This window comes from Bacillus spizizenii TU-B-10 (assembly GCF_000227465.1).
Taxonomy (GTDB): Bacteria; Bacillota; Bacilli; order Bacillales; family Bacillaceae; genus Bacillus; species Bacillus spizizenii.
Genome location: NC_016047.1, coordinates 2060193 through 2068234 on the forward strand (window position 1 = coordinate 2060193; position 8042 = coordinate 2068234).

Annotated in this window: 1 protein-coding gene; it reads right to left on the reverse strand. The window is 44.4% G+C overall.

All coding sequences use genetic code 11. The features are described 5' to 3' along the window. Positions 1 to 113 precede the first annotated feature (113 nt). On the reverse strand, positions 114 to 7949 hold the full coding sequence (locus GYO_RS32130) for a non-ribosomal peptide synthetase (protein WP_014113967.1): 7836 nt from the start codon (positions 7947 to 7949) through the stop codon (positions 114 to 116). Positions 7950 to 8042: the final 93 nt, after the last annotated feature.

An 8042-nucleotide genomic window follows, 5' to 3' on the forward strand; every position in this document is an offset into this window, starting at 1 on the left:
TGTCTGCTATCCATTCTTAATACAAAAAGAAAGACGGACAGAGAATGGCCCCTGTCCGCTAATCTGCTGCCTCAACTTTATGGGTGAAGTTAAAGCGTTCTTCAACCAGCACCTTATTTTCGCTCAGATTTTGTGCGACTCGTATATGGCAATTGTTCATGAGGTACAAGCTCACCAAAATGCCGTTCTTCAATACTTTTCATGATAGACCGAATCGTATTCACGTTCTCTTCAATATATTGAGGATCAAATATTGTAACGTGGCCTCCCTTTAATTCATATTCCTGGTAATTGTGAGCGGTTGAGTGCGTCCAACCTCTTTCGGTCATATCGTCGCATAACAAGTGATGAATGTTGGCATTGACGGTGCCGGAATTGATCAGTTGATTATGATATGCAAGATAGCCTCTAATTTTTTCTTTTATTGAAGGAATGGTTAATATCTCTCTATAATAAATCGGAATAATATCCAGATTTAGATGGACGATCTCTTCTACTTCCTTTTCAGATAAATGAGTCAACGAAGTGGTGATTTGAGAGTCCAGCATAATCACATCAGATACGGTGCGTCCTCGCTGCTCCAAGGCTTTGGCCACTTCAAAAGCCAAATTCGATCCTGAAGAATATCCAAGCAAAACAAATGGTCCCTGTTCTTGAATGTCTATCATGCTTTCTGCATACCGGTCAATTATCGATTTCTCATAGGATGGGTCTTCTGTAAAATCAGCGGCATAGACAACGCAGTCGCCATCAAGCCTGTTCGCCATTTCATTATAAACCAACCCATATCCAATTAATGGAGGGAAACAGAACACAGGGATCGAACCGTTTTGATTCAACTTGACGAATACGTTTTCCGTCTTGGACGGTAAAGCCGCGGCTTGAATAGCCCGTGCCATTGTTTCGATGGTAGAGGCTTCATAAACGACGTGATAATGCAATTTGATTCCCATAACTGCTTTAATTTGATCAACTAATTGTAATACTTTGAGTGAATGGCCGCCAACGTCAAAGAAGTTATCTTTAATCCCCAGCTCAGAATGAGCCAAAACGTCTTTCCATATCTCAGCCAGCTGCTTTTCAATCAACGTTCGGGGAGCAGCATATTCGGTTCCGGCCAGCATATTTCCATCAGGAGCGGGCAAAGCTTTTCGATCGATTTTGCCATTGGCGGTTAAAGGCATTTCATCTACCCGTACAAAGTAGGCTGGAATCATATAAGCGGGCAGTTTGTTCTGCAATTGCTGCTTGAGCTGGAGCGTTTTTAATGATTCGTCTCCTGTCACATAAGCACACAACTGGTTGGAGCTCTCTTCTTCGACCGCGAGGACGACCGCTTCTTTAACAGATTCCACTTGCAATAAAGCCGCTTCGACCTCGCCGAGTTCAATACGGTAGCCTCGGACTTTCACCTGATGATCGATTCGTCCCAAATACTCCATATGTCCATCCGGCAACCAGCGGGCGGCATCGCCCGTTTTGTACATTTTCTCGCCTGCGGCAAACGGATGTTCAACAAATTTTTCAGCCGTTAAGTCAGGACGGTTCAAATATCCCCTGGCTACTCCGGCTCCGCTAATATACATTTCTCCGGGGACACCGATCGGCACCGGTTTCATACCCGAATCCAGCAGATAAATGTTCATATTGGCCGCAGGCTTACCAATTGGCACCGATTCCTGTCTGTCTTTCTTCGGATCGTAGAGATAAATCATACATCCGACTACAGTTTCCGTTGGCCCGTATTCGTTAAAGATTTCAATTTGATCTTGAAATTGTGCGCTGATGCTTTTTGCCAGCCGTGTACTTAAATTGTCGCCGCCGACAATCATTTTCCGGATCGTGCACTCAGGCGAGATGTTCATTTCTTTCAATAACTGCAAATGAGCCGGGGTCAGCTTGATAATATCAACCCTAGAATCCTCAACAATGGATGAAAGCAAAGTCGTCCTGTCTTTATCTCCGTAGACAATGATGGCATTTCCGCTGATGAGCGGTGTAAAAATAGATGTTACCGTTAAGTCGAAAGCAATGGATGAATATAGCGGAAAGGTCGTTTTCTCACCTTTTACATACACCCTGTCAGCCCACCAAATATAATTGGTTAAGCCTTGATGCTCGATTAATACCCCTTTAGGCTTTCCTGTAGAGCCCGATGTATAGATGACATACGCCAAATCTTTTATATTGCTTATCCGCTCAAGATTAGAGCGCTCTTCGTGATAAGAATTTTCATCATCCAATAGAACGATCGTGCCTTCAAGAGCCAATCGCTGCTGAAGATGGCTCTGTGTCAAGACAATTTCTGTTTTGGAGTCGTCTAATATATACTGTATGCGCTGCTCTGGATAATCCGGATCAATAGGCACGTAGGCGCCGCCGGCTTTTAATACGGCCAGAATTCCCACAACCAGTTCAATGCTGTGGTCGCTGACGATAGCTGCGGTTTGGTCCGGCCTCACTCCCTTGGCCCTTAAGGTTCGTGCCAATTGATTGGCTTGTTCATTTAATTGCCGGTAGGTCAGTTTCTGATCCTCAAAAACAATTGCGACCTGCTCAGGCGTTCGCTCCGCTTGTTCCTCAAACAATTGATAAATTGTTTTTTCCTTTGGATACTCGGTCGCTGTATCGTTACATTTTTCGATAAGGAGCGATCGCTCATCTGCCGAAAGGATATCGAGTTCTTGAACATGCATCGCCGTATCGTTTACCATTTGCTTGATGATTTCCATAAAATGCGCTTGTATCCGTTCAACAGTTGCTTGATCATAAACATTGGCATTGTATACAAAATGCATTTCCATATCTTCTGCCGGCATCACAATGAAATTAAAATCGTAATGAGTATGTTCTTCCAAATGGAAATCACTAATGTCTAAGACGTCGTGATCCCGCTTCATATGCTCCATTTGTTTCTCGACCGGGTAATTCTCAAATACCATAATATGATTGATCAACTGCTGCTTTTGTTCGGTTTGAGCCTGAATTTCATACAATGGAAATGTATCGTATGGTTGAGATGCCAGTGCATGCTCCTGGTTCATTTTCAATACTTGTGCAACTGTCATCTCTGGTTGAGCACAAACACGTATGGGAATGGTATTAATAAATAGGCCTACCATTGATTCAATACCCGGAATGTCTGCCGGCCGGCCGGATACGACAGTGCCGAAAACGACATCCTGAGTACCGTTATATCTTTGCAGCAACAAGCCCCATGCGGTTTGCATCCATGTATTAACGGTGACATGATGTTGGCTTGCGGCTCGTTTGATTTCCTCTGTGAGCTGCTTTCCGAGACGGCACGCAAGCTTTTGTTTTTGATATCCTCTGGCCTGATCGGAAAATGGTTCTTTCAACAAAACAGTTTGCCCTTCATAACCGTCCAAATAATCCCGCCAATAGACTGCAGCTTGCTCGTGATCTTGTTCATCCAGCCATTCGATATATCGTCTGTACGGCGTCACGGCGTCACGCTTCGGTTGCCTACGCTCAATAATCGCATAATAGGTTTCAAACACTTCTTTCGTAATCAGCGGCAAGCACCAGCCATCCATTAAAATATGATGAAAGCTCCAAATCAATCGCGCTTTGTCTTCATCGGTTCGCAGGATCGATACGCGCATTAAAGCATCGCGGGTAAGATTGAATCCCCGCTCCTTATCTTTTCTCGCAAAAGCAGCAATGAACTCGCTGCGTTGATCAACATTCATATTGCGAATATCTTCAACGACAGTTTCAATCGGCTTATGCCGGAGCACAATTTGCAAGGGCTGTTCTTTCCATTCGGTATAAAATTGAGTTCGCAGAATGTCATATCTTTTGGCCAACTGCGACAAACTCATCATAAAAGCCTCGATATCCAAGAGGCCCTTCAAATCAAAAGCCGCTTGTTCAAAGTAAGCTCCGGAAGCCGAATCAATTAAACTATGGAACAACATTCCCTTCTGCATAGGGGTTAACGGATATATATTTTCAATTTCGCCAAGATGCTGTGCTTGTTGTACAAATTGATCTAGTTCGTCGATAGATATTTCTTTTAACGAAATATCGCTTGGTGTCAGCTGAACTTGATCCTGGGCCGTACAATGTTCGATGACTTGTCGCAAACTGCTTTTGAACAGATCGGCGCATGTTTCCATTGTTTCTTTATGATATTGTTTACCGCAGTAGCTAATTGCCAGTGACAATTGTCCGTTTGAAATCATGCCGTTAATATCAAGGGCATAGGTGATGGGATGCTTGTCGCTGGCTATTTTTCCGCTGGAGTAAGGTGATACCTCAATACCCCCTTTTTGTAAATCTTGATCAAATTGCCCCAGAAAATTAAAACTAATTTCCGGTTGTCCGGTAAATTCCCGAGCCTCTCGGTGATCGGATAAATACTTGATCAGGCCGTAACCTATTCCTTTTTGGGGAATCTTACGCAAATGTTCTTTCACGGTTTTAATCCGCTGCGAGATATCTTGGTCCGCCTTGATGGGAAGGAATACCGGGTATTGGCTCGTAAACCAGCCCACTGTACGTGAAATATCGAGGTCTGGAATAATAGACTCTCTGCCATGTCCTTCAAGATGAATGAGAATGTCTTCGTGTCCAGTCCAACGATGAATAGCAATTCCCAGCCCGGTCAGCAATAAATCGTTTATTTCAGTCGTATAAGCTCGATGAGCGTTTTTTAATAACCGCTCTGTTTCCTCTGCCGTCCATTGGACGATGATCGTTTCCCGGTCTTCGGCTAGGCCGATTTCCTGCTCGTTATCCTTTGGCAGTTTAGGTGCTGGAATATGTTCATGCTGGAACCAGTATTGATTTTTCATTTCAAACTCCGGACTTCCTGCATAACGTTTCAACTGTTCCGCCCATAACAGGTAGGAATCCGTTTTCTTTGGAAGCTGGATCGCTTCTCTGTTTTGCAGCTGCTCGTAAGCAGCCGCTATATCTTCGATTAATATTCTCCATGAAACGCCATCGATGACTAAATGATGGGCCACAATCAGCAAATGATCTCCATCATGACACTGAAACAATCCCAGTTTAATGAGCGGGCCTTCAGCTAATTGAATGGATTGCTGAATCTCATTGGATAATGTTTCAATCGCTTGGGCAACATTGTTTTCTTCGAGTAACGAGAACACTTCAAGACTGAATAGATCCCCTTCGTCGATCCCCCGATTTCGAGCTTCGTATCCATGTTTTGCAGGAACATAGACCATGCGCAAAGCATCATGATGCTCGACGATCTTTCTCATGACTTCCTGAAGCATCGGTACATTCAATCCCTCTTTCCAATAAAGCATGACCGCTTGATTATAGTGGTGCAGATCGGGGTGTTGCTGGTCAAAAAACCAATGTTGAATAGGCGTCAGCAAAGCCGGACCTTTGATTTCCCCTTGTTCTGCAACTCGGGTGACCGGTTCTACATAGGGAACAAGTTCAGAGATCGTTGGGTATTTAAACAAGTGTTTGATTTCAAACTTATACCCGGCTTGGTATAATCTTGAGGACACTTGAATCGACTTAATGGAGTCTCCCCCTAATTCGAAGAAATGATCCGAGACTCCGACCCGCTCTAAGCCTAATACTGACTCCCACGTTGCGGCTAGTATTTTTTCCAGTTCTGTCCGCGGAGCTGTATAGTTCATACCTGTGAGATTCTCTCTCGGAGAAGGCAGTGCCCGGCGATCTATTTTTCCATTCAAAGTTAGCGGCATCGCTTTCAGCTGAATGAAATAAGCAGGTATCATATAGGAAGGCAGCTGTCTGGATAGATGTTCCCGAAGCTCGCCTGCCGTTAAAGTATCGTTTGCGGTGTAATAGGCGCACAGGGATGTTTCCCCGTTGATTTCTTGTGCTAGAACGATGGATTCCTGAATTGACGGGATATGGAATAAAGCGGCCTCGACTTCGCCAGTTTCAATCCGATAACCCCGAATTTTCACCTGGTGGTCGATTCGGCCCAAATACTCGATATTTCCATCCGGCAGCCACCTTGCTAAATCTCCCGTCCGGTACATCCGCTCTTCCGCTGAAAACGGGTTATCTACAAATTTCTCCGCCGTCAGCTCTGGGCGGTTCAAATAGCCCCGCGCAAGTCCATCTCCCGCTATGCACAGTTCTCCTGCCACACCAACTGGCTGCATATGTCCGGCCTGTAATATATACAATTGAATGTTTGAAATTGGCTTGCCTATAGGAACCGAGGTATACCTTTTGTCCGCCTTGCATTCAAAGTACGATACATCGATCGTTGCCTCAGTCGGTCCGTACAGGTTGATGATTTGAGCATGGCTCACCGGTGCTATAATGCGCTGAAACCCGTCCACATGTTTGGGCGTTAAGGCTTCGCCGCTTGCAAACACATATCTTAACGACGCCAGCTTTCGCTTTAGCTTTTCGCCGGGCTTCTGTTCCATTGATTCCAGAAAAGCATGCAGCATCGCTGGTACAAAATGCAATGTGCTGACACCTTTTTGTGCAATTGTATCCAATATCAACTCAGGGTTCTTTTCTCCTCCGTTTGGCAACAATACCACTTTAGAGCCTACGATTGACCACCAGAACAGTTCCCATACCGATACATCAAAAGTGATCGCGGTTTTTTGCAGAATTGCATCCCGTTTATCCAGCGGGTAATTTTCCTGCATCCACACCAGTCGATTGATCACTGAGCGGTGCTCCACCATAACCCCTTTCGGCTTACCTGTTGATCCTGATGTATAGATGACATATGCCAACTGATTCGGGCCGGAAGTCGATTCCAAGTTTGAACCGTCTTCGCTGAAGGTTTGCGGATCTTCCATATCCAGCACTTTCCCCGTAAAAGGCACTTTCTCCCGCAAATGACTTTGCACTAATAGCAACTTCGTATCTGAATCTTCCAATATGTATCGAATCCGTTCCTCAGGATAGCTCGGATCAATCGGCACATACGCACCACCAGCTTTCAAAATCCCAAAGAGCCCTACGATCATTTCCAGGGAGCGTTCGGCCATAATCCCAACCGGCTGATCCGGATGCACACCTTCGGATTGCAGCGTTCGAGCGATCCGATTCGCCTTTTCATTAAGTTCCTTGTACGTCAGCTGGCTTTCCTCGTACACGACAGCCACTTGATCCGGCGTACGATTCGCTTGTTCCTCAAACAATTGATGAATCGTTTTTTCTCGCGGATACTCGGCCGCCGTTTGATTATAGTCCTGAAATGTATTAATTTCCGTGTCAGTCAAAATATGAAGCTGGCTAATGGTGATGTCAGGTTGAAATAGTATGATTGAATAAAGGCGATTTAAATGTTCGATCACTTGCATCATATACTGATGATCATAAGCTTGTTCGTTGTAAGTTACTTTTAAATGAATAGCGTCATTCTTGATGTCAAATTGAAATAATGTATCTGAAGCAGCTGTCTCTTTAAAATGGGTGAGGTGAATTTGATCTAATGATACGATCGCAGGGATCATTGGCAAATGGTTGGAATTGTAGGTTAGATTTAATGGACCGACCATTTTATCAAAAGGAACATCCTGATTTAAGATGGCATCGTTCAGCGTATGTTTGAATTCATTAAATATGGATTTAAACGTACTGTTCTCATTTATGTTTTGTTTGAGCAACATGATTTGATCCAAACGAAGGTCTTCATCGGTTTCGTCTTCGAAGGTTGGGACACCTACAATAATACTCTCTTCCCCTGTATATTTGTGCAAAAGGCACTTGATACCAACCAGGAGAACCAAATAAACGGCCATTGGTGATTGATTCGCCATCGTCATGATGCGCAGGGATACATCGGATCGCAATGAAGTATGAATACTGTTAGAGGTGTTTAAAGCATCGTGCTCTAATGCTGATGAGTCCGACATGTGAAACGAAGGGAATGCAATGGGACGATCTTCCGCGTCGAACATGTTGCTCCAGAACAGTTCCTGTTGTTTAAATTCTGACATTTAAATCCCTCCAGTAAATTTAAATTCTTGCTTCGAAGGCGGCTGACGGCTGTCCCCGCATGATCAACATGATGGAGACAGCTGCTACCGACT